11 protein-coding genes are annotated in these 20,822 nt (G+C 70.7%); 2 read left to right on the forward strand and 9 right to left on the reverse strand.

Annotation, left to right across the window (positions count from 1 at the left end; all coding sequences use genetic code 11):
• Positions 1 to 21: 21 nt before the first annotated feature.
• From AB0H93_RS42170 to AB0H93_RS42210, 9 genes are all read right to left on the reverse strand, one after another.
• Positions 22 to 1,965 carry a condensation domain-containing protein gene (locus tag AB0H93_RS42170; RefSeq protein WP_358582085.1) on the reverse strand — a complete coding sequence of 648 codons (1,944 nt, stop codon included), beginning with the start codon at positions 1,963 to 1,965 and terminating at the stop codon, positions 22 to 24.
• Complete coding sequence (locus tag AB0H93_RS42175) at positions 1,962 to 3,104, reverse strand: class I SAM-dependent methyltransferase (RefSeq protein WP_358582087.1); 1,143 nt, start codon at positions 3,102 to 3,104, stop codon at positions 1,962 to 1,964. Before AB0H93_RS42175 ends, AB0H93_RS42170 begins: the two co-directional genes overlap by 4 nt.
• Complete coding sequence (locus tag AB0H93_RS42180) at positions 3,094 to 4,434, reverse strand: class I SAM-dependent methyltransferase (protein WP_358582090.1); 1,341 nt, start codon at positions 4,432 to 4,434, stop codon at positions 3,094 to 3,096. Before AB0H93_RS42180 ends, AB0H93_RS42175 begins: the two co-directional genes overlap by 11 nt.
• Positions 4,424 to 5,809, reverse strand: a complete 1,386-nt coding sequence (locus tag AB0H93_RS42185; RefSeq protein WP_358582093.1) for an ATP-binding cassette domain-containing protein — start codon at positions 5,807 to 5,809, stop codon at positions 4,424 to 4,426. The genes AB0H93_RS42180 and AB0H93_RS42185 overlap by 11 nt, the downstream gene beginning before the upstream one ends.
• Positions 5,806 to 6,537, reverse strand: coding sequence for an ABC transporter permease subunit (locus tag AB0H93_RS42190; protein ID WP_358582095.1), 732 nt, complete (start codon positions 6,535 to 6,537; stop codon positions 5,806 to 5,808). The genes AB0H93_RS42185 and AB0H93_RS42190 overlap by 4 nt, the downstream gene beginning before the upstream one ends.
• 38 nt (positions 6,538 to 6,575) lie before the next feature.
• Complete coding sequence (locus tag AB0H93_RS42195; protein WP_358582098.1) at positions 6,576 to 7,493, reverse strand: ABC transporter permease; 918 nt, start codon at positions 7,491 to 7,493, stop codon at positions 6,576 to 6,578.
• The gene (locus AB0H93_RS42200; RefSeq protein WP_358582100.1) at positions 7,490 to 8,995 is read right to left on the reverse strand and encodes an ABC transporter substrate-binding protein; all 1,506 of its coding nucleotides are present in this window, start codon (positions 8,993 to 8,995) and stop codon (positions 7,490 to 7,492) included. Before AB0H93_RS42200 ends, AB0H93_RS42195 begins: the two co-directional genes overlap by 4 nt.
• Before the next feature lie 67 nt (positions 8,996 to 9,062).
• A complete protein-coding gene (locus AB0H93_RS42205) occupies positions 9,063 to 15,506 on the reverse strand; it encodes an SDR family NAD(P)-dependent oxidoreductase (RefSeq protein WP_358582102.1) in 6,444 nt (2,147 codons plus the stop codon).
• A complete protein-coding gene (locus AB0H93_RS42210) occupies positions 15,503 to 19,366 on the reverse strand; it encodes an amino acid adenylation domain-containing protein (RefSeq protein ID WP_358582105.1) in 3,864 nt (1,287 codons plus the stop codon). The genes AB0H93_RS42205 and AB0H93_RS42210 overlap by 4 nt, the downstream gene beginning before the upstream one ends.
• Before the next feature lie 164 nt (positions 19,367 to 19,530).
• Between AB0H93_RS42210 and AB0H93_RS42215 the strand changes: the two genes are divergently transcribed.
• Both AB0H93_RS42215 and AB0H93_RS42220 read left to right on the forward strand, forming a co-directional pair.
• Positions 19,531 to 20,286: an alpha/beta fold hydrolase gene (locus AB0H93_RS42215; RefSeq protein ID WP_358582108.1), complete on the forward strand. Its 756-nt coding sequence runs from the start codon at positions 19,531 to 19,533 to the stop codon at positions 20,284 to 20,286.
• 186 nt (positions 20,287 to 20,472) lie between these two features.
• Positions 20,473 to 20,769 carry a hypothetical protein gene (locus AB0H93_RS42220; RefSeq protein ID WP_358582110.1) on the forward strand — a complete coding sequence of 99 codons (297 nt, stop codon included), beginning with the start codon at positions 20,473 to 20,475 and terminating at the stop codon, positions 20,767 to 20,769.
• Positions 20,770 to 20,822 lie beyond the last annotated feature (53 nt).

A 20,822-nucleotide genomic window follows, 5' to 3' on the forward strand; every position in this document is an offset into this window, starting at 1 on the left:
CGGCATCCGTGGCGGAGCCGGTCAGCGGCTGGGCTCCGCGAGCGCGGCCAGGCCGGCGATCGTCGGGGTTTCGAGGAAGTCCCGGACCGGCACGGTGATTCCGTCCCGGGCGAGTTTGCCGAGCACTCGGACTGCGAGCAGGGAATCTCCGCCCAGAGCGAAGAAGTCGGCCGCGCGGTCCACTCCGCTGATCGCGAGCATTTCCTCCCACACTTCGGCGATCGTGCGTTCCAGGTCGGTTCGCGGTGCGCCGGCCTCTTCGGTTCGGTCTTGGCGTTCGTACCGGCCGACGCGCAGATCCGTCGATTCCGGAGCGTCCGCCGCGTGTGGGAGCGTCACCGGGGCGTCCCAGCTGCCCGGTTCGGCGAGCGTGCGGGCGATGCCGGTCAGCTCGCGGAACATCGCGTCCACCGCGACAGTGTCGAAAAGCTCGTCCACCAGCGAGAACACCAGGAACATCTCGTCGCGCAGCTCGAACATCCGCACTTCCAGCGCGACCTGCGGGGTGCGCAGCTGCTGGTGGTGGTCGGCCATGTCGATGCGCCCCAGCGGACCGGCGGTGTCCGGCACGCGTTCGCCCATGGCCGCGTCCATCCCGAGGGTGCTCTGGAAGACGATGGGCGCGACGGGGCGGTGCGTGCCGCGGCGGCGGCCCAGTTCCCGGGACACCTCGACGCCGCTGATCAGGTTGTGCGCCGCCGATTCGCTGAACCGGCGCTGGTTGTCGGCGGCCAGTCCGGCGAAGGTGGCGCCTTCGGCCAGCTCCACCGGGATGAGCATCGTCGAGGCGAACGCGCCGACGATGCGGTGCACGTCGGGGTGCAGCGGCAAGCGGTTGAGTTGCAAGGAGTTGAGCAGCATGTGGCGGTGTCCGGCCTGGCGGGCCAGCACGATCGCGTAGGCGGTGAACATCGCCGCGGACGGCGTCACCCCGTGCGCGGTGCACTGCTTGCGGAACGCTGCCCAGGTTTCGGCGTCCACAGTGGTCTGGCGGGTGCCCATGAGCTGCGGCCGTACCTCGCGCGGTTCGGCGACCAGCGGCAGGGCCGGTGGCAGCGGGAAGTCGTCGAGGCGGTCCCACCACCAGTCGCGGTCGGCTTCCCACGCGTCGGTGTCGGGCAGCGTCGACACCGAGGTGACGTAGTCGCCGTAATCGACCTCCAGCGGCGGCAGCATCGCGTTCCAGTCGGCCACCAGGGCGAACAGGTCGCGGTAGAAGACGTTCGACGACCAGCCGTCGATGATCAGCAGGCTGACCGCGGTGTGCAGCCGGGCGCGGTCGCTGGGCAGCAGCGTCAGGCGCATCTCCACGCCGGGGCCGCGAGCGGGATCCGGGCCGTTGGTGCTCATCTGAACCCGGGTGGCCGCCACCGCGGCGTCGGCTTCCTCGTCAGGCGCGTCTTGCAGGTCGATCACCTGGAGGGTGGGCACGGCATCGGGGTCGTCGGCGGCGAGGATGTGCTGCCGGCCCTCGGGTAGCACGCGAGCTCGCAGCGTCGGCTGGTGCTGCACGAGTCGGCGCAGTGCGTCCTGGAGCGCTTCCGGGGCCTCGTCCGGGTCGACGCCGGTGAGGCCGATGTCGACGTAGTGGTGCGCGGAGTCGTAGGAGAGTTCCCAGCCGTCTTGCTGGCCGACGAAGTAGCCCTGCTGCAGCGGCAGCAGCGGGAACGGTGCGAGCGGATCGGGGCGCCGGGTCACCTCGACGGGCAGTGCCCGGTCGCTGGATGTGCCGGCGCTGCGGCGGGCGACGAGGTCGGACAACTCGGCGAGGGTGATCTCCACCCGGACGTCGGACAGGGCGAGCGCCACGCCGAGTTTCCGGCGGACCAGGGCGGACATCCGCACGGCGAGCACGGAATCCCCGCCGAGGTTGAGGAAGCTCGACTCCGGCGCCACCTCGTCCAGGCCGAGCAGTTCGGCCCAGATCTCGGCCAGCACGGTGCTGATGTCGGGTTCGGCGGTCATGGTTGCTCCAGTTCGTCGGTTCGGGCGGCGAAGACGTGCTGGCCGAGGGCGGCGAGCGGGTGCGTCGGGGCGGGCAGGTCGAGCAGCGGCGTGTAGCCTGCGTCGGCCAGTTCGCCCAGCCACTCGTCGCGGGTGAGGAAGATGCGGTCGGTACCGGCCCGCACGTCGGTGGCGCCGGGCTGCGGTTCGCCGTCGCGCGGGGACATCAGGAACTGCATCGACGTCATGGCCTGGTAGTGCTCCCGGCACGACTCGATGACCACGAGCAGCCCGCCGGGGGCGAGCAGGTCCCGCAACCGCGCGAGCAGTCGTCCGATGTGGACGGAGTTGTGCAGGACGTTCGCGGCGAGCACGACATCGGCGGAGCCCGGTTGCACGGGTTGGTCCGCGTTGATGTCGAAGATCCCGTAGCGGAGCCGGTCGCCGAACCGCCGCCGCCCGGCGTCCAGGAAGAATCGGGAGACATCGGTGAACAGGTAGTCCACGGGCTCGCCGGCGAGCGCGGGCACGACGGCGGCGGTGGTTCCACCGACACCGGCTCCGAGTTCCAGCACGCGGAGCGGGCCCGATCTGCGTCGGCATTCTCCGCGCAGCAATTCGACCGCTGCCGCGTTGAGGTAGCGGTTGATGACGTTGTCCTTGTAGGCGCCTTCGGCGGTCGAGAGATCCCCGTCGGGGAACAAGAGCGTCTGCACCGCCACCTCGTCGCGGAGCAGGCGGGGGAGCTGCTCGATCGCCGAAACGAAGAACCGGGCCATCTCGGCGGGATATCCCAGGCCCTGGGCGGCTTCGGCCACCAGGGCGGTGGCCTCGGCCGCCTCGGACCGCTGCACAGCGCGCAGGTCGTGGACGAAGCCCGTGTCGTCGTCGCGTTGCAGCAGGCCTTCTTCGTGCAGGGCGGTGAGCCAGCGGCGGAGGATCCAGCGGTGGCGGGGTGCGACGCGCAGCCGGTCGGCGATCTGGTCCCATCGGTGGCGGATGCCCGGCCGGAACAGCCCGTTGCGGCCGAGGGCGCGGGCCATCGCCAACAGGGCGGCGTGGTCGAGCTGCCGCATGAAGCCGGGCAGTACGGATGCGTCGACCTCGCGGATCGCGGCCTCGGCGGATCGAGCGAGGTCTTCCCGGGCGTCAGCAGACATCGAGGCCTCCCGGCGCGACCGTGATCGGCACCGGAGCGTGGCCCGCGCGGCGCAGCTCCCGCCGGGCGACCTCGGCGAGCCTGCGGCGCACGAACCCGTGCAGCGGCTCGTGGGCCGCTCCCGGGCCGGGGATGTCCCGCACCGGCCGGGCGAGGGAGCTGGCGGGCGAGATGACCTCCAGCAGTCGCGGATCGGTCGGATCCAGGCAGACCACTGCGTCCAGATCGCCGATGGCCTGGTGCAGTTCGGCGGCGGTCGTGCCGGCATCGGGGGAGAGCAGCCGGTTGGGGATCTGCTCGATCAGCACCGGCGTCCCGTCGAGGCGGGCACGCAGGGCCGCGATCCTGTTGCCGGTGGGGAGATCCGGCCAGCGGATCACGGTCGGTTCGGCGGCCGGGGTGGCGGGGTCGATGTGGAGCACCGCGTCGAAGCGGTAGCGCGTCAGCTCGGTGTCGGCGCGCATGGTCTTGGCGAAGGCGCCGATTCGGACTTCGCGGCCAGCTTCGGCGGCCACGCGGGCCAGCAGCGCCGGGTCGAAGAGCAGCTCTTCGTCGCGCTCGGCACGTTCGTCCAGTTCCGCGTCTGTGGCCGCGGCGCCGAGCCAGCGGTGGTGGTCGTGCAGCAGTCCGGCGTGGCGGACGTCGCCGATGACGACGCTGCCACCCGGCGCGACCATGCCGATCGCGTCGTGCACGACCGCACGCAGGTATTCGACGCTGGGGAAGCACTGCGTGACGGAGTTGAGCAGCACACAGTCAGGCTGAGCTCTGGGAAAGGCCGCTGCGATGGCCTCCTGCACTGGAGCGCTTCGCGCCTCGTGCGCGGCGGCCTGCACGATCTCGACGCCCTTCGGAGCTGATGCGGACAGTTTCCGAACGGCATCAGCGGCTACGTCGGTGCCGACGTACGCGTCGACGTGTGGATGCAGGCGGTGCATGAGCATGCCTGTGCCGCAACCGAGTTCGAGCACCCGACGGGGTTTGTTGCGCAGCACGAGTTCGACGGTGTGGCGCAGCCAGTCGGTCATGTGCTCCACCGGGAACGGCTCGCCGGTGTCCGACGCCCGCCAACCCGACAAGTCCAGGTCGTCGGCATGTCGTGCCGATGCCTGGGAGTAGGTCCAGTCGTAGACCTCGCTCCACTGGTCGAGGTGCTCGGTGAGCAGCCCGCCCGGCGTCGGCCGCACGACCAGCGCATCGCGAGCTGGGACGAGCCGCACCGCCTCGTCGTCCACTTCGGCCGCCGCGATCCAGGGGTGGGCGCTGAGGTGCTCGGCCGCTCGCCACAGCGCGGCTGCGCTGTCTGCGGACGTGGTGTCGTCACCGGGCACGGGTTTCCTCCGATCTGTCAGAACTGATGGGTGCTAAGCCGCGCTGGTGCAGCCGGAGCGTGCGATCGGCACGGTCGCCGATCGTCCGGTCGTGCGTGACCAGCAGGACAGCGAGGCCGCCGGTGCGCAGCCGGTCGAGGAGATCGAGCACGTCGTGGGCTGTGGCGTCGTCGAGTGCGGACGTGATCTCGTCGGCCAGGAGCACGTCGGGTTCGGCGGCGAGAGCCCGTGCGAGGGACACGCGTTGGCGTTGCCCGCCGGAGAGCTCGCGCGGAAAGCGTTTCGCGGCACCTTCGAGCCCCACCAAGCGCAGCAGGTCGTCGGCTCGTTTCCGAGCGTCGGCGGGAGAAACGTCGCGCAGCAGCTGCGCGGTTCGGGCGATTGTGGAGCCGACGCGGTGCGCCGGGTTGAGCGCGTTGGCGGGGTCCTGCGCGATGAACTGCACAGCGCGCAGCTGGGAGCGGGACCGGTGCTCGACTTGAGCCGGGAGCGGTTCGCCCAGCCACCGGACTTCGCCCGAATCTGGCACGTGCAACCCGGCCAACGCCCGCAGCATCGTGCTCTTGCCACAACCGGATGGCCCCAGCACGGCCACGAGCTCGTGCCGGTGGAGCTCGAAAGCACCGCTGTCGAGCAGCGTCGTGCCGCCTTGCGAGATCGTCAGCTGGGACGCCGAGAACACCGGTGCAGTCGATCTCCCCACGTTCGTTCGGTCAGCAGTGCGCCTCGTCGCCTCCCCGAACGAGACGACGCGATCGCTCAGCCGGGACACGAACTCGCGGTCGTGCGAGACCACCAGCGTCACCGAGCGTCCGTCGGCACGTCGGTTCGCAATCGCCCGCACGACCAGTTCGAGGGCGTCCGGATCCAGGCCGGTCGTCGGCTCGTCGAGCACCAGCAACTCCGGATCACCCGCCAGCGCGCGGGCCAGGGCGACGCGTTGCGCCTGCCCGCCGGAGAGCTGATGCGGACGCCGCCGCCACAGCCGGGCGCTGTCGAGCCCGAGATCATCGAGCGCCCGCTGGACCAGCTGCGCGTCTGGCGCGCCTTCGGCGACCAGGGAATGCACTCGTTGCACGGGGTTCAGCGCAGCGGCGGGATCTTGACCGACGATGCCCGCCACGGTTCGCCGCCAGCGCCGCGCAGCGCTTCCAGGTGCGACCGTCCGGCCAGCCCAACGGACCGTGCCGCTCGCCCGGCGCAATCCTGCTGGCAAGGCGTCCAGCAACGCGTGCAGCAGGGTGGATTTCCCGCTGCCTGACGGGCCGACCACCGCGACGACCTCACCGGCGGCGGCGTGCAGCGAGACGTCCGAGATCACCGCACGCCCACGCCGGTCGAGCACGGTCATCCCGTCTACTTCCAAGACGCTCATGCCGACCTCCTGCCGACCAGCGCCGCCGCAGCGGCGACACCAGCGGTCACCACCGCCAAGGCTGCGGCGGGGGCGATCACGCCTGCGGGGTTGAGCCCGGAACCGGGCAGGTTTTCGCGGATCATCAGCGCCCAATCGGCATCCGGTGGCTGGGCGCCGAAGCCGAGCAGGCTCAGCGCGGCGGCGACCTGCATCGCGACCACGAAGCGCATCCCGGCATCGGCCGATACCAGGCCGGCCATCGACGGCAGTACCTCCCGGAGAAGGAGCGCCGCACCGCGTTCGCCCCGGCAGCGGGCCGCCTCGACGTACCCGGAGCGGCGGGACAACCGGATGGCGTCGCGGACCACCCGCAGGGTCAGCGGCGTGCCGCCGCAGACGGTCGCGGCCACGACAGCCGCCTCACCGGGCAGCGAAACGGCCAGCACCAGCGCGACGAGCAACAGGGGAGTGGCGAGCAGCAGGTCGGCGAGCGCGGTCAGCAGCCGGGAAGCCCGGCCGTCCGTCCAGCCGGCGAACAGGCCTCCGGCGACACCGAGCGACGTCGCCAGCAGCGCGGCGAGCATCGCGATCAGGACGAGGTCCCGGCCGCCGGAGAGCACCCGCGACAGCACGTCCCGGCCGAGCCCATCGGTGCCGAGGAGCGCGCCTGAACCCGGAGGTGCGTGCGGCACGGCGATGATCTCGGTGGGGACGTGCGGAGCGAGCACGCCGCCCAAGAGAGCCATGCACACCACGGCGACCGAAAGGCCGCAGATCGTCCGCTTCATCCGGTGCCGCCCGGAATCAGGTCGGCCAGCCACAGCCCGGCGAGCACGACCGTGGCACCGAGCACCGCCACGGCCTGAACGGTCGGCACATCGCGGCTGGCGACCGAACTGACCAGCAGCTCGCCCAAGCCGTTGTAGCCGAAGACGGTCTCCACCACGGCTGCCCCCGCGATCAGCCCACCGGCGATGATCGCGAGGATGCGCAGCAGCGGTGCGAGCAGCAGAGGAAGGACGTGCCGTGCCGCAACGAGCCAGCGCGGGACACCTCGCAGGACGGCGTCGCCGACGTGAGGCAACTGCCGGACGTCGGCCACCGCTCCGGCGAACACGCCCGCGCCGTACGCCGCGGCCGGCAGAGCCAGGGACAGCGTCGGCAGTACCAGGAGTTCTGGTTGCCGCCACGGCGACTGTCCAATGGGGAGCAGCGAAACCCTGGGCAACCAATGGAGAAGCCCGGAGAACAGTGCGACCAGCGCTCCGGCCACCACGACCTGCGGCACGCCGGCGGCAGCCGCGATCGCACCGCTCGCCGGAGCCCGCAAGCGCGGCGAGCTGCCCGCCCACGCCACCAGCAGCATCAGCGGCACCGCGACCGCCAATGCGAGACCGGTCAGCAGCAGCGTCGCGGGCAGTCGTTCGGCGATCAGGTCCGACACCGGTCGGTCGCTGATCAGCGACCGACCGGCGTCACCGCGCAGCAAACCCGCCAACCAGCGGCCGAAGCGCTGCCACACCGGATCGTCCAGCCCGGCCTGCGCGCGCAGCCCGGCCAGCTCCGCATCGCTGGCCCGGCCACGGGTCCTGGCCTGCGCCGCGTCGCCGGGCAGCAGCTCGGTCGCGGCGAAGACCAGGACGGCGACCGCGAGCAGCAACAGGGCGCTGCGCGCGGTCGAGCGGAGCAGTGACGGGATCACGTGGCGTTGATCCGGACCTGGTCGATGAACAACCGCTGGAACCCCGGCCCCGTGGGCAGCCCCGCCACCTGCGGGCGCGCCAAGTCGAGGCCGTCGCCGGCGCCCCACACCACGTAGCCGCCCTCGTCACGCACCTGCTGCTGCAACCGGCCCAGCTGCGCGCCGCGCCCGGCTTCGTCGGGCGTGGCGAGGGCCGCGTCGAAGCCGCGGTCCCAGTCCGGCCGGTACCACGCCGTCTCGTTCGTCGGCGACGTCGACAGCAACGCCACCCGCGCCAGGTCGAGGAACGGGATCCCGCCGAGGTAGCTGACGTAGAAGTCGGCCTGCGAATAGACCTGGGTCCAGTAGGTGTCCTGCGGTTCCACCTGCACCCGGACCCGGATGCCGGCGGCCTTGAGCTGGTCGGCGAGCAGCGTCGCGGCGGTGTCCATGCCCGGATAGGCCGTCGTCGTCCGCAGCATGAGGTCCAAGCCGCCCGCATGCCCGGCGTCGGCCAGCAGCTGTCGTGCCCGGTCGAGTTCGCGCGCCCGTTGCGGTGGCGCCGGGGCGGTCGGATCGGCCGGGGTGAGCAGGTCGTTGCCGATCGCGCCCTGGCCGAGGAAGACGGTGTCCACCAACTGCTTGCGGTCCACGGCGAGCTTGATCGCCTCGCGCACCCGGGGGTCGTCGAACGGAGCCCGGTCCAGGCGCATGACCACCGGATACACCGTCACTGCCGGCCGGTGCACGACCTGCAGGCCGTCCTGTTCGGACTGCCGCGCGGTCGCCGGGTTCACGCTGCCGGCCACATCGGCCTGCCCGGCCGCGACCGCGTCGGCCCGCGCTTGGGGGTCGGCGATCGCGCGGATCTCGATGCGCCGCAGCGGCGGGCGCGGACCCCACCAGCGATCGTTGCGTTCCAGCACGGCGTTGGCGGCGTCGCCGCCGGCCATCCGGAACGGGCCGGAACCGGCGACCGGGCGGGAGAAGTCGGTGCTGTCCTCGGGGACCACGAAGGTCGCAGACTCCAGCGCCTTGCCGACCTCGGCGAACGGCTTGTGCGTCACCAGGTTCAGTGAGTGCTGATCGACCACAGTGGACGCAGCGAGGTCGAACATGGCCATCCGGCCGTAGTTCTCGGCGGCCTTGTCCTGCATCCGGCGCAGCGAGAACAACACGTCGGCGGCCCGCACCGGCCGACCGTCGGTGAAGGTCGCGTCCGGGCGCAGCACGAGAGTCCAGCGCGTCAGGGTCGTGTCCGGCGTCCAGGATGTCGCCAGCCGGGGCTGGGTGCTGCCGTCCGCACCGGGCACGGTGAGCACGTCGTAGAGCAGCGCGAAGCGCATGGCGTCGGACTCGTTGCCGAGCCCGCCGTGCGGATCGTTGCTGGCCGCCGCCGGAGCGCCGACCGCCGCGTAGCGGAGCGTGTCGGTGCTCGTGCCCGGAGTGCTGCTGGCGGCGCAACCGGTGGCCACCAGTGCGGTGGCCAGGGCTGCGCCGAGGACGAACTGTCGTCGTTGCATCGAGGTCCTTCGTCGGTTCGGGATCCGTGCGCCTTCCGGCCGTGGCAGAAGACGCACGGGGGGTGGATCAGAGCCGGTCCAGCGCCGTTTTCAGCGCTTCGTTGATCGCTGCCGCCACCTGCGTGATCGCCGGTGGGCTCAGCAGCGAGTAGTGGTGGGCGTCGACGCCCACCACGTCCAGCGGGCCGGCCAGGTGGCGGCCCCAGCCCAGGTCCGCCAGGCCGGGCGGGGTGTCGTCGACGCCCATGCCCACGCCGGAGTTGCGCGGTGCCGGGCGATCAGCACGGACCAGCAGCGTCCTGGTGCTCTTGTCGTCCAGCCGCCCGGGTTCGTGGTCGGCCAGCGCCCGCAGGTGCCGACCGAACACCGAGACCCGCCGGCGGGCGCTGTCACGGCGCCCGAGCAGCCGGGCGGCCCGCAGCCGCCGGTCGATCTCGTCCCAGCGCTGATCGGCCGGGAGCTCCCGGATCGCCTCGATGACCGCCGAGGCGCCCAAATCGGGGCCCACGCCGAGGTCGGCGCCGACGAATCCCTCCAGCGCGCCCAGGAAACGCCGGATGACGGCCAGCTCCACCTCGTCCGCGGTGCCGTCGATGTGCGTGATGTAGCTCGGGTCGTTGGAGTCGAGCATCACCAGCAGCTCGGTCCGCTCACCAAGCGCGCGGAGCCGGCGGGCCATCTCCTGCGCGAGATCACCGCCCATCGACCAGCCGCCGAGCAGGTAGGGGCCGTGTTGCTGCGTCCGGCGCACCACGTCGAGGAAGCGCGCGGCCATCCCACCGATGTCGGTGGCGCCGCGGCCGTCGACGAGCTCCGGATCGGTCAGCGCCACCACGTCGACCCGGTCGTCGAGCAGCCGGGCGAGTTCGGCGTAGCACACCACGTCACCGCCGGACGGGTGCATCAGGAACAGCGTGTGCCGACCACCGCTCGGCCGGACAGGCAAGGCGATGTCCTCGTCGGCGACGTCCGCGCCGTCCCATGCGGACGGATCGGTGGCCAGCTGCTCAACGCGCTGGACGTAGTCGGCGAAGGCGCAGTCGAGCTGATCCGGTGACAGGACCGGTTCGAGAGCGTCCCACTGCAGCAAGAGCTGTCCGCCCTGTTCCAGCGCCTGGTGGTCCAGCAGTGTCTGGGGCGTCTGGCTGAGCGCCGCCACCTGGGTGCCGGCCCACTCCGGGTCGTGTTCCGCGCCGATGACGTCCTGCAGCCCCAGCGCGCTGGTGAACACCACGGGCACCGAGCCCCGGCGGCCGAGGCGGGACGACCGCTCGGCCAGCACTTCGAGGCCCGAGAAGTCCCGGTGGTCCAGGTCGGCGAACAGCAGGGCCTGCGCGGCCCGAGCCCGTTCCAGGAAGGTGGCGGGCCGGGAGTGGTCCACCGCGTGCAGCACCAGCGACGTGAAGTCACCGACCACTTCGGACACTTGCGGGTGGATGTCCGGGCGGTCGAACAACGTCAGCATGATCGAGAACCGGTCGCTGCCGGACCACGCCGAAAGCGTCTCGGCGTAGGCGGTGAGCAGTGCGGCCGTGGGCGTCACCCGGTGCCGGGCGGCTGCGGCCTGCAATGCGGCCCAGTCGTCCGGTTCCAGTGTCGCGGCCCGCCGGACGAATCGCGTCGGCGCCTCGGATTCGCACACAGGCAGCGCGGGGGCGCCGGGTAGCGAGTCGAGCTTGTCGCGCCAGTAGGCGGCGGCCTGCTGCCCGCGTTCGCCTTGGTGCCGCTGCTCCAGCGCCGCCGCGCACGAGGCGAAGTCGACGCCGATGCCCGGCAGCGGCTGATCCGGGGACCGGTAGAAGTGCCGTAGCTCGCGGTCGATGATCCACCAGCTCGCCGCGTCGCAGATCAGCACGTCCACTCCGATGAACAACCGGACCCGGCCACCGGGCAGTCGCGCCGCCTGGACCTGTACCAGCGGCCACCGATCCGCAGGTCCCGGCTGGCGGCTGATGCGCTCGCGCAGCCGCTCCAGCCGGGCCGCCCTGCGCTCGTCCGGCAGCGAGGTCAGGTCGTGCACGCGGATGCGGTAGGCGGGCACGTCGTCGAGCACCTTCGCCACGCCCTGCGGGGTGATGATGGTCCGCAGCATGGAGTGGCGCGCGAGCACCTGGTTCCAGGCCCGTTCGTACCTGTCGACGTCGAGGCCCTGGCAGTCGTACTCCAGGTAGAAGTGGCAGGGCACGTCGCCCCATTCGTAGCCGCCGTCGCGGCCCACCCAGTAGGCGTGCTGCACGCGCGTCAGCGGGAACGTGCCGTCCGGGGCCGTGGCCTCCACCGTCAGCGGGGGAGCGGGTTCAGGTGCGGGACCGGCTGTGCTGATGCGGGCGGCGATGGCAGCGACGGTCGGCTGGGCGAGCAGATCGCGCAGCCGCAGATCAACGCCGAAGCGCTCCCGCACCGCCGCCAGCATCCGCGTCGCCAGCAGGGAATGCCCGCCGAGCAGGAAGAAATCCGCATCGGCCGAGGTCACCGGCGACCCGAACAGCTCGCTCCACAGCTCGGCGACCGCGCCTTCGACGGGATCGGCCAGGTTCCCGGCAGTCTCGCCGCGTTCGGTGAAGGCGGCCTGCGCCATCCGGTCGGCCAGCCCGGTAGCGGCGACCGCCACCACCGGCGGCGTCGCGCCGGCGAGGAGCCGGTCCAGCGCGGCCATACCGGTCTCGGCATCCAGCGCGTGGTCGAGCACGACCGTGCGCTCCGAGCCCAGCGGGCCGACCCGCCAGCCGTCCCACACCGCGCTCACCCAACGGGTCGAGCCGTCACCGGCGGACATCGCCAGCGCATCGAGGAAGCCGTTGGCCGCCGCGTACGGGCCCATACCGATGCCACCGACCAGCGTCGTCACCGACGACATCAGCAACACCGTGCGAGGCCGCAGCTCGGCCGGAAGCTCGTCGATCGCCGCGCGTAGCGCGAGCGCTCCGCCGGCCTTGGCGGTGATGTGCGCGGTGATGTGCTCAGCGGTGGTTTCCCGCAGTGGTGTCGCCGCGGTGGTCGCGACGACGCCCGCCGCGTGGATCACGACGTCGAGGCACCCTTCTCGGGACAGTTCTTGCAGGAGTGCCGTCGTGCCAGGAACATCCGCGGCATCAAGCGCACGAACCTCGATCCTGGCGCCAGTTGCGGTCAGCCGCTGGATGGCCTGATGCCGTTGTTCCGCGGCCCTGCCGGGTTCCGGCCGGGCGGGCAGACCGGTGCGTGAGGTGATCACGACTCGGTACCCGTTGTGCGCGAGGTGTTCGGCTGCGGTCAGCCCGACATCGCCCAGCCCACCCGTGATCAGCGCGGTCCGACCGGTCTGCGGTGTGGGGATGGCTCTGCGCGGCCGCCACGGCACGATCGTCCGCAGCCACCGCGAACCGCCTCGCACCGCCATTTCCGAGCCGGAGGATCGCTCCGTGTCACTGAGGTCGGCGAGCTCCGCCACGACTGCTGCGGCGTCCTCCGAGCCGGTCGGAAGGTCGAGCGTGCGCCACCGCAGGCCGCGCAGTTCCTGGCCGAGCACCCGTGGGAGAACGCGAAGCGCACCCTGCACAGGGTCGGGCCGGTCTTGGCTGTCGACCTGTTCAGCGCCCCTGGTGACCTGCAGCAGCAGCGGCGGCACCGGTTCCAGTTCGGAAAGGGCACGCGCCAGTTCGGCGTGGCGGAGGATTCCGGTCGTCACATCCTCGCCGGCGCCGTCTGCGAGCACGAGCACACCAGCGCCGGGCTCGGTGACGCCACTGAGTTCGTCGACGGTGACGCAGTCGGCGCCCTGCGTCTTCAGCTCCCGCTGCACAGCAGCGGCCAAGGCATCGTCTGCAGCAGCGGCGAGCACCCAGCGTCCAGGCAAGGAGGCTGGTTGATCGGCCGGCGGAAGCTGCTGCCAGCGCGCGATCTGCAGCGGCTCTGCGGGATCGGGCTCGACTTCGGTGCGGGCCTGGCGGGGTTCGGTCGGATCGATCCACAGCTTCCGCCGCTGGAAGGCGTAACCCGGCGCGGCGATTCGGCGACGCGGCGCGGTGTGCTGAGCGGCGAAGTCGACGTCGTGCCCGTGCGCCCACAGCTGGCCGACGGCATCGCGGATGGAGATCACCTCGTCGGGCTCTTCCGTGGTGAAGGTGGTCAGAGCGGTGTGCAGCGCGGCGAGACTGTTGCGCCGCGCGAGGCCGGCGAGCGCACTGCCCGGCCCGACCTGCAGCACGATCGCCGGGGTTTCGTGGTCGACGGCGGTGTGCAGTGCATCGGAGAACCGCACGGTGTTCCGCAGCTGGCGAACCCAGTGGTCTGCCGTGCTCAGCTCCGCATCCGCGTAGGTGCCGGTGACGGTCGTGACCATCGGCACGGCCGGTGAGCGAGGCGGCAGGCCTTCGGCGGCGGCCCGAAGCGCCGGCATCGCGGGCTCCACCAACCGCGAGTGCAGTGCCGCGTCGATGTGGAGCAATGCCGATCGGCTGTTGTCGTCCAAGCCGGCGGCGAGTGCTTCGACGGCCGGTCGCGGTCCGGAAACCACGCAGGAATCCGGTGCGTTGACCGCGGCGAGGTCGATTTCGGGGTGGCTGGTGAGCAGGTCGGCCACTTCGGTTTCCGGGAGCTGGATCGCGAGCATGCTCCCGTTACCTGCGGCACGAGAGGCCCTGGTGCAGCGGACCGCGACGAGGCGGGCGGCGTCCGGAAGTGAGAGACCACCGGCCACCACGGCGGCGGTGTACTCGCCGAGGCTGTGCCCGAGCACCACGTCCGGTCGCACGCCCCAGGAGCCGAGCAGCCGGGCGGTCGCCAAGGACACCGCGAACAGAGCGGGAAGGCCGTAGGCCGCGTCGCGGACGCGTTCCTGCGCGGCTTCGCCGATCACAGCCTCGCGGATATCGGCTCCCAGCAAGGGATGCAGCAGTTCGGCGCATTCGTCGACGCAGTCCCGGAACACCGATTCCTCGGCGTAAAGCCGCGACCCCATGCCCGGGTACTGGCTTCCGGCACCGGGAAAGGCGAACACCACGCGCGGTTGGCCGGACAGGGCTTGCACCGCAGCCCCGTTCCGCAAAGCCGCGAGATCACCGTCGCGCACGGCCCTGGCGACGCGGAAGGGCAGCACCGGTCGTCCGGACTGGAGTGTGTGGGCGAGATCCGACGCATCCAGCGATTCGGCTTCGGCGATGGCCGCTGCGGTCTGCTCAGCGGCGGCGCGGCTGTGCGCGGACACCGTCAAGATCTGTGGGCGGGGATCCGGTTGCAATGCCGGTTGGTTGGGCGCGGGGCCGAGCACGACATGGCAGTTCGTACCGCCGATGCCGAACGAGCTGACGCCGGCGAATTCCGGGCCTTGCCACGGCTTGGTCTCGGTGATGACCTCGAATGGTGAGCCGGCCAGCTGCAGCAGGTCGTTGACCGGTTCGGCGTGCAGCGACGCCGGCAGGATCCCGTGCTGGACCGCCAACACCGTCTTGATGAATGAGGCGATGCCCGCCGCGGTGTTGGCGTGCCCGATGTTGCTTTTGACCGACCCCAGCCCGCACCACGCCGGACCGGAGTCGCCGAAGATCCGCCGCAGCGCAGCAGTTTCGACCGGGTCGCCCAGCCGCGTCGCGGTCCCGTGGGCCTCGACGTAGCCGATCTGCCGGGGATCGACATCGGCGATGACTTGTGCCTCGGCGATCACCCGCGCTTGCCCGCGCAGTGACGGAGCGGTGAATCCGGCTTTGTCGGCGCCGTCGTTGTTGACCGCCGAACCGCGCAGCACAGCCAGCACCGGATCGCCGTCGGCCAGCGCATCGGCCAGCCGCCGCAGCACGACGGCGCCGACACCCTGCGAGTAGACGATGCCGCTGCCGTCAGCGGAGAAGGGCCGCACCTTGCCGTCGGCGGAGTAGATGCCCTCGGCCACGTGCAGGTAGCCATGTCCCTGCGGCACGATCAGCGACACGCCACCCGCGACGGCGGTGTCGCATTCCTCGTTGAGCAGCGACTGCGCAGCGGTGTGCACGGCGACCAGCGACGTCGAGCACGTCGTGTTCATCGCTATGGCCGGGCCGGTCAGGTTCAACCGGTAGGCCACCTGCAGCGGCAGGTAATCGGCGTGCGTGGCCATCGCGGTCTGCAGGCTGCCCACAGGATCGGCACCGCCACCGGTCGGGCTCCACCGGTCGGCGAGGTTGCTGGCCAGGTAGGAGCTGTGCGCGGCCCCGGCGAAAACCCCGACCGACCCGGCACCGAGCCCGCAGCCGTACCCGGCCTGCTCAAGCGCCTGCCACGCGGCCTCCAGGAAAAGCCGTTGCTGCGGATCGAGCAGCGCGGCTTCGGCATCGGTGAGGCCGAACGGCTCGGGGTCGAACATGTCCTGTCCGTCGATCAGCCCGCCGACCGGCACGTAGTCCGGACGGGCGCGCAGCCGCTGCGGAACACCGCGGGCCGCCAGCTCCGATTCGGTGAAGCGGGTGAGCCCTTCGCGACCCGCGACGAGCATGTCCCAGAACGCAGCGGCATCCGACGCGCCCGGGAAGCGGCAGGCCAGACCCGTGACGGCGATCATCGGGCCAACTCCGCTGCGCGAGCGCGGGCGGCGCGGCGGCCCGAAACCGGCGAGGCGGGCCGAGCGGGGGCCGGTTCCGTTCGCTGCGCGATCACTGCGGCCAGGTCGCGGACCGTGGGGTTGGCCAGAAAGTCGACCACCGTGAGGTTCGGATCGAGTTCCGCGCTGAGCCTGCGCTGGGCTTGGACCAGGGTGAGCGACGTTGCGCCCAGCTCGAAGAACTGGGTCGTGGGGTCCACATCGGACTTCAAGAGCTCGCCGAACACCTGCTGGACGGCCGCCTCGGCCTCCGCCGCCTGCCTCGGCAATGCTGCCGGAGGCGGCGGAGAGGGTGGTGGCGTAGCGGGCGCGGCAGCCGGCGACGGGACCACCGCCAGTGGTGCGGCTGAAGCCGCGTCGCGGGTGAAAGTGAGCTCGAGGAGGGCCCCGTCCCGCAACCGCTCGGTCGTGCGCAGGCCGGCGGCCACGGCGGCCGACAGCAGCTGCTTGCCGCCTTCACCCGCCGCGGAGAGCGCATCTGCCAGCGACAACGCGCCGGGCGAGAAAGTGATCGCGACATCCAGGCCGCGGGCGGTGGCGTCGTTGAGCGCCGCGTCGAACCCGAACGCGACACTCCGTTCGACGGGCTGGTCGGCTTCGAGATCGGGCCGCGAATCGGCCACCGCAGGAGTCGCGACGGGCACACCGGCGGCATCGTTCGCGGCATCTCGTCGGTACGGGTTCTCCAACGCCTTGTAATCGATCTTCCCGTTGGCGGTGACCGGGAATTCGTCCATCGTGACGAAACGGGTGGGCACCATGTACTCGGGAAGGTTCTCGCGCAGGCGCCGGCGCATGTCCTCATCGGTCATCTTGGCGTCGGCATGTCGGACGACGTAGGCCACCAGGCGGGGCCTGTCGTCGGGGCCCGGCACCGACAGCGCCACCGACTTGCGAATCCCGGACAGCCGGTCCAGCACGGATTCGACTTCACCCAGTTCGATGCGATGTGCTCGGATCTTGACCTGCCGGTCCAGCCGCCCGAGGAACTCGATCGTCCCGTCGTGGCGCCAGCGCCCCATGTCACCGGTGCGGTAGAGCCGCAGGCCCAGCTGCGGGTGGGTGATGAACCGGTCGGCGGTCTGCTTCGGATCCCCGACGTAGCCGCGCGCCAGGCCGCCGCCGCCGATGTGCAGTTCACCGGGCTCGCCGACGGGCTGCGGGCGGCCGTGCTCGTCGAGGATGTGGAACAGCTGTCCCCGAAGCGCGCGACCGTAGGGAATGCTGCGCCACCCGGGCTCCACGGCGCCGATGGGATGGCAGATCGACCAGATCGACGCCTCGGTCGCGCCGCCGAGGCTGACGATCTGCGCGTTCGGGGCGAGCGCGCGAAGCCGGTCCGGCAGTGTGACTGGGATCCAGTCCCCGGACAGGAACACCAACCGCAGCGGTGCGAACGCCTCCCGGGCCAGCTCGGGGTCGACCTCGGCGTACTCCACCAGCATTTCCATCAACGGCGGAGCGGTATTCCACAACGTCACCCGGTGCTGACGCATCAGTTCCAGCCAATGGCCCGGGTCGTGCTGCCGCTCGGCGTCGGGAAGCACCAGAGCTCCGCCGACCCCGAGCACGGCGAAGATGTCGTGCACGGACAGGTCGAAGCTGACCGCCGACAGCGCCAGCATCCGGTCCTCGGTGCCGATCGGGAAGCGGTCGACGAGGTCGTCGATCGTGGTGCGGGCGGCCCGGTGCTCGATCGCGACACCCTTGGGGAGCCCGGTGGAGCCGGACGTGAAGATGACATAGGCCAGGTCCTCTGGTTCCGGCCGCCGCAACGCCGGCGTTTCCGCCGCTTCATCGAGAAGCGCGCCGCTTTCCGGTAAGCGGTGCACCGTGACGTCTTCGGGCCATTCCACCTGTGTGCTGGGGCCTACCACGGCATGCCGGATGCCGGCCTGGGCGCAGGCGGAGGCGATGCGGTTCCCCGGCCACGACGGCTCGACCGGAACATATCCCGCACCGCTGGCGCACACCCCGAGGATCGCGGTGATCTGCGCCGCGCTCTTCTCGACCGAGACCGCGACGAGATCACCCGGACCGACACCGGCTGACGCGAGCACAGCAGCCGTCTGCGCAGCGTTCGACGAAATCTCCTTGTGGCTGAGTGAATTCTCGGTGTCCAGGAGAGCTGCCTCGTCGGGACATCGTTCGGCGGCTGCCCGCAGCGGATCGTCGAGCAGCGAGCCGACCGGGCCGAACGGTGCACTCGTCAGCTTTTCCACCGGCAGGAACGATGGGTCCCAGCCAAGGGTGGTGTCGCTCCAGGCCGCGGGGTCGTGGGCCAGCCGGTGCAGCAGCCGGGTGTGGGCGTCGAGCATGCCGCTGACGAAGCCTTCGGGGAAGGCGCCGTCGACCGAGTCCCAGCACAGTTTCAGGGCGCCGCTTTCGGCATAGACGATGTGGTCCAGCAACACCTGCGGGGTTTGCGAGATGCCGAAGACCTCTGCTCCGAGCCACCCGGCCGGATTGCCTTGTTCATCGGACAGTCCCAGCCCGCTGGTGAAGACGACGGGGTACTTCGGTGTCGTCGTGGGTTCCCCGGCGGAGTGCTGCGCCTCCATGCCGGACACCGCCCGGTGGTCCAGGTCGGCCCAGAACTGCCGGTTCGCGCGCGTCGCGTAGTCGGCGAAACCCGCCCACCGTGCGGGATCTAGCTCGGGCATCGCGACGAGCGCGGTCGAGGTGAAGTCGCCGATCAACGATTCCAGGTCGGGGTCGTCGGGCCGGTCGAACAGCGTGGTGTTCAGGCAGAACGGCTCCGTGGCTCCCCACCGAGCCAGGGTGAGTCCGAAAGCCGCGAGCAGCACCCCGGTCGGGCTGAGACCGTGCTCGGCCGCACTCGCGCGCAGCGCCTCCCAGTCCGCCGGCGCCAGCGTCGTCGACGCCCTGCTGAACCGGTGGTTGCGCACCTGGTCGACGTTGCACGCCAACGGCAGGACCGGGCCGGGCGGAAGCGACGGGGCACGTTCCGCCCAGTAGGCACGATCACGATCCCGGCGCCGCTGCTCGTCAGCGTCGGACTCCCGCTTGCGGACCACATCGGCGAAAGTCGTGCGCGGTGCGGGCAGCTCTGCGGACGGATCCTCGACCAAGGTGCCCCATTCGGCGAGCAACTGCATCAACCCGGCCAGGTCCAGTGCGAGCACGTCGATGCCCATGCACAGCCGTGTCCGGCCATCTGGCAGCAGGATCGCCTGGATATCGAACAACGGCCAGCGGTCGGCCGGGCGCACCTGGTGCGACCATGCTTGCCGCAACTCGGCGGCGGTGCGTTCGGCGGTCGCCAGGTCAACGCCCCGCAGGTCGGTGATGGGAATCTCGTAGCGCGGCACGGAATCCAGCACGCGCTGCCGGGCGTCTTCACCCACGACCATGCGCAGCATCGGATGCCGTCGAACCAACGTGTTCCACGCCGAGGTCAGGCGGTCCAGATCGGATTCCGGGGCTGCGGCAGGGATCCGGTCGTACTCCCGGTAGAAGAAAGTCGCCACCCCGCCGAGCGGGAACGCCGAGTCGCGGCCGACCCAGTAGGCCGACTGGATCGGGGTGAGCGGGAACGACCCGGTGGCCTCACCCGGCTCGACCACGCCCTCGGTGATCGAGCGAACCGTTGCCGCGCCGAGGAATGCGGTGAGCGGGAGATCGAGCCCGAACTCCTCGCGAAGGCGCCGCCGCAGCCGCACCGCGGTGAACGACTCCAGGCCCAGCTCGACGAGGGGCGTGTCGGTCTCGATCGAGCCGGTGGGCACGCCCATCACCTCGGCGAGGGCCGCGGCCACGTCATCGAGGTCGACCGACGGTGCCGTCGGGGTCGCGCTCATGGTCCTCCTTCGGACGCAGGAGAGGTCGGATTTTGATCACAGAGCGTCAACGCACTGGACAAAGGAAACGACAATCGTTTTCAATTATGAACCGAACGATCACGGCCGTGTCAAGGGCGAACACGAGCGGTGATCGCCGGTGACACCAAGTCGATGGAGGGCTTGTGCTGGAGCAGTGGGAATCGGCGCTGCGCTGCTATGACCCGAGGCCTGCGGCCCGGATGCGGCTGTTCTGCCTGCCGCACGCCGGAGGTGCGGCGAGCTTCTTCCGGTCGTGGTCGTCGTCGCTGCCGCCGGACATCGAGCTCTGCGCGATCCAGTACCCGGGACGGGAAGATCGCTGGAACGTACCGGCGCGTGGTGCGATGCCGGACCTTGTCGAGGACATCGTCGCTAGTATTGGCGATCGTCTGGACCGGCCGTTCGTCCTGTTCGGGCACAGCTTGGGCGCTACTGTCGCCTACGAGACCGCGCAGGCGTTGCGTCGCCAACTGGGCCGAGAACCGGGGCATCTCCTCGTCTCGGCGAAAGAGCCGCCTCAGCATCATCGCGCGGACGACTTCCACCACGGCTCGGATGACGAACTGTGCGCCGAATTGGCCCAGCTGATGCCCGACCGCGCGGACGTGCTCGCGCATCCAGAGGTGCGAAGTCTCCTCCTGCCGGTGGTCCGCGCGGACTACCAGGTGAACGAGACCTACCGGCCGACGAGGGATCCACTGCTCAATTGCCCCATCACGGCATTCTGCGCCGCCGCCGACACCGAGACGACCCTGGTCGAGGTGCAGGGCTGGCGGCAGCTCACCCGGGGCCGATGTGACGTGGTGCTCCTGCGGGGTGATCACTTCTACCTCGCGTCCCGGCAACGTGACCCGATCCTGGCCGCGATCCGCCGCGCGGCAGCGGCTCTACTGTTTTAGCGGCATGAGGAACAAGCGGTTCCTGCGTCCGATGTGAACCGCAGCCGGGCGTGCCGCTGCTGCTCCCGGTCCGTGGTGCTGAGGGATTCGCAGGCGAGGCGCATCGAATGCCGATATGCGCAATACAGAAATTGAAACTAAGCTGTTCGGTCGTAGGGCAAGACCCATTTGGCCGGAAGGTCGCTGATGGCAATGGTGCATCGTGAGCACACCGCGCATGAACACGCCCATGGTGAAGGCTGCGGTCACGTGGCGGTTCCCCACGGTGACCACCTTGATTACGTGCACGATGGACACCTGCACCGAGCGCATGACGAGCACTACGACGAGTGCGAGCAGGACGAACACGTCGCGCACGACGGGCACGAGCACGTCCACGGTGAAGGCTGCGGACACGTCGCCGTCCCCCACGGTGACCACGTTGACTACATCCACGAAGGTCATCGCCACGCCGTCCACGGTGACCACTACGACGAGCACTGAGGCGTTGCGCTGGGATCCCGAGGGCTTTTTGGTCGCTCGTGCGTCATCGATCG

It is taken from the genome of Saccharopolyspora sp. NPDC050642 (genome assembly GCF_040654735.1).
GTDB lineage: Bacteria > Actinomycetota > Actinomycetes > Mycobacteriales > Pseudonocardiaceae > Saccharopolyspora > Saccharopolyspora elongata.